Origin of the sequence: Lacinutrix sp., from assembly GCF_023299985.1 — a bacterium.
GTDB lineage: Bacteria > Bacteroidota > Bacteroidia > Flavobacteriales > Flavobacteriaceae > Lacinutrix.
This window is the reverse complement of sequence record NZ_JALZVX010000221.1, coordinates 1-3683: the sequence shown is the minus strand read 5'-3', so window position 1 is coordinate 3683 and position 3683 is coordinate 1. Positions and strand designations below refer to the sequence as shown.

Genomic DNA, 3683 nt, shown 5'->3' with positions numbered 1-3683 from the left:
CATTATAGCTTTGCTGCTTTTAATAGTTTTCATACTAATACGGTAAGAATAAATGTGCCTTATCCTAAAACAGATTTAGAGATTGAAACACTAACCTTTAGAGATAAATTACAACCAGGAACAGACGAAACTTGGAAATTTAAAATAAAAGGACCTAAAGGAGATAAAGTTGCAGCTGAGTTGTTGGCAAGTATGTACGATGCTTCTCTAGACGAGTTTAAACCTCATAACTGGAATTTTAATCCTATTTATCGTTCTACCTATCGCTCTAGTTTTAGACGTAACGCACACAAAAGTTTTGGAAACGTTGGTTTTAATGTACACCGAAATGCCTCACATAAAAACTATGCTCCATCTCAACAATACGACCAGTTGAATTGGTTTGGTTTTAATTTGAATAACAAATGGTATTATCAACAGTATATAAGTAAGCTTAAACAAAAAAGAGCTATTTCAATCTATGACAAAGACTTAAAAGCTGGTACAGTTACAGGAATAGTTTACGATAAAGATAACTTACCGCTTCCTGGAGTCAATATTATTATTGAAGGCACAACAATAGGCACAACTACAGATTTTGATGGTGCATTTTCTATTAAAGTTAAAAAAGGAGATAAATTAGTATTAAACTATGTAGGTAATGAGAAAACTATTACGATAGGAAAAGAGAATACTTTTACAATTTACATGGAAGAGAATACTCTAGATGAAGTTGTTATTACTGCTTTAGGAATTAAAAGAAAAACTAATAAAATGACAACTGTTCATCAAGAAGTAAAAACTGAAGCTTTAATGGATGCGAGCAGCCCAAGTGTTGTGAATAGTTTAGCTGGAAAAGTATCTGGATTGACAATTTCAGAGAATGAAGAAGATTCAAAAATAGTTCTTAGAGGAAATCGTGCAGTTCCTGTAAATAATCAAGCTCTTATTGTTATTGATGGCAAAGTTTCTACAACTGAAATATTGAATGCTCTAAATCCAAATAATATTATTTCAACTACCATTTTAAAAGGAGCGGAAGGTGCTGCACTGTATGGTTCTCAAGGTTCAAATGGTGTAATAGTTGTTATCACATCTAAAAATCCTGATGCAGATTTCAGCAATGTTAAAATCCGTAAAAACCTTCAAGAAACAGCATTTTTCTTTCCGCAACTACAAACAAATAGTAAAGGTCATGTGTCTTTTAGTTTTAAAACTCCAGAAGCATTAACCAAATGGAAATTACAATTATTAGCACATACTAAAACATTAGAAAATGCAACAACATCACTTACAACTGTAACCCAAAAAGAATTAATGGTGTTGCCAAACGTACCACGTTTTTTACGTCAAGGTGACCAAATTAAAATTTCGACTAAAATCTCTAATCTTACAGATAAAGAATTAAAAGGTGTTGCTGTGCTTCAGTTGTTTGATGCTTTAACAGGTAAATCTATAGATGATAAATTATCTAACGCTTATAACGAGTTAGGCTTTACTGTAGATGCAAAAGGCAATACTAGTGTGACTTGGAATCTAGATGTTACAGATGATGTGCAAGCTATTCAGTATAAAATAATAGCAAAATCTGGTAATTATAGTGATGGCGAACAAAACGCATTACCTGTTTTAACTAATAGAATGTTGGTAACAGAAAGTTTACCAATGTGGATTCGCAGTAACCAAACCAAAACATTCACTTTAGATAAGTTGAAAACAAATACCTCAACAACACTAAAAAACCACAAGTTAACTCTAGAAATGACAAGTAATCCTGCTTGGTACGCAGTACAAGCGTTACCATACTTAATGGAATATCCTTACGAGTGCAACGAGCAAACATTCTCGCGTTTTTATGCAAATGCGTTGGCAAGCCATATTGCAAACTCAAATCCTAGAATTCAAGAAGTGTTTAACCAATGGAAAAACACAGATGCTTTACTAAGTAATTTAGAAAAGAATCAAGAATTGAAATCAATTTTAATTCAAGAAACACCATGGTTACGCGATGCACAAAGTGAAACCGAACAGAAAAAACGTATTGCGTTATTATTCGATTTAAATAAAATGAATAACGAATTATCGCGTGCTAAAAACAAACTAAAGCAAAACCAAATGTCTAGTGGTGCATGGTCTTGGTTTGGAGATTATCGTGCAAACCGTTACATCACGCAACATATTATTACTGGTTTTGGGCACTTGAAAAAACTAAATGTCACGTCGAGCGCAGTCGAGACGTCACAAATGATTAATAAAGCTTTAAACTACTTAGATGCGCAATTTATAAAAGAATATAAAGACATTAGAAAATACGATAAAAATGCCGATTTAAACACAGATCGTTTAAGTTACACGCAACTACACTTTTTATACATGCGAAGCTTCTTCCCAGAAAACAAGCCTAATAAAGAAGTGCGTGAGATTATGGACTATTACCATTCTCAAATTAAAAATTATTGGTTAAAAAGACCGTTGTATGCAAAAGGGATGATGGCTTTAGTAACACATAGAATAAAGGACGATGTGACTTCGGCTAAAATTTTAAACTCGTTAAAAGAAACAAGTGTTACTAGTGAAGAATTAGGTATGTATTGGAAAGCAAATACAAATTCTTGGTATTGGTATCAAGCACCAATTGAAACACAAGCGTTAATGATTGAGGCATTTTCTGAAGCTGGAACTGTTATTCAGAGCGAAGCGAAGAATGTAGCAACTATAGACGAGCTTAAAATCTGGTTGCTTAAAAACAAGCAAACTAACCGCTGGAAAACTACCAAAGCAACTACTGAAGCTGTTTACGCTTTACTGCTTCAAGGAAGCGATTGGTTAAGTGTTACAGATATGGTAGAAGTAGTTATTGGTGGACAACAAATAGAGCCTTCAAAATTAGAAGCTGTAAAAGTAGAAGCAGGCACTGGTTATTACAAAACAGCTTGGAATGGTTCTGAAATTACTCCAGAAATGGCAGAAGTGATAATCACCAAAAAAGGAAATGGTATTGCTTGGGGAAGTTTGTACTGGCAATATTTTGAGGATTTAGATAAAATAACTTCAGCTGAAACACCTTTGAAACTGAAGAAAAAACTCTTCAAAAAAACAAATACAGATAAAGGTGAAGTGATTACAGATATTACTAAAGACACTAAATTAGAAGTTGGAGATTTAGTTCGCGTTCGCATAGAATTACGTAGTGATCGTGCGATGGAGTTTGTACACATGAAAGATATGCGAGCAGCAGGCTTAGAACCTATAAACGTATTATCGCGTTACAAGTACCAAGATGGATTAGGTTATTATGAGGCAACTAAAGATGCGTCTACTAATTTCTTTTTCGATTATTTACCAAAAGGTATTTATGTTTTTGAATACGATTTACGTGTTAGCAATGCTGGAAATATGAGTAATGGTATTACAACTATTCAAAGTATGTATGCGCCAGAATTTAGCAGCCATAGTGAAGGCACTAGGATTACGGTTGAGTATAAAAACAACTGAAAATCAAATAGTTAAAAGTGAAAGTAAAAAATAAGTTTTTTAATATTCATTTATTAGCTGAGTTCAACCCATAAGTGCAACACACTTGTTTTTTAGTTCTTCAATAGGGCTGTTGTAATTAAATTTACTAATTGGTCTGTAATTTAGTAATCTTTCGACTTCTTTTACTCTGTTATTTGAGACTTTTCTTAAGTCTGTTTTCTTTGGAA

The 3683-nt window shown here is 33.2% G+C and carries 1 protein-coding gene; it reads left to right on the top strand.

The features are described from left to right. Positions 1 to 3474, top strand: a 3474-nt coding sequence (locus tag Q0C58_RS11795) for an alpha-2-macroglobulin family protein (RefSeq protein WP_290701820.1), incomplete at its 5' end; no start/stop codon positions are given. Between the last annotated feature and the right edge of the window lie 209 nt (positions 3475 to 3683).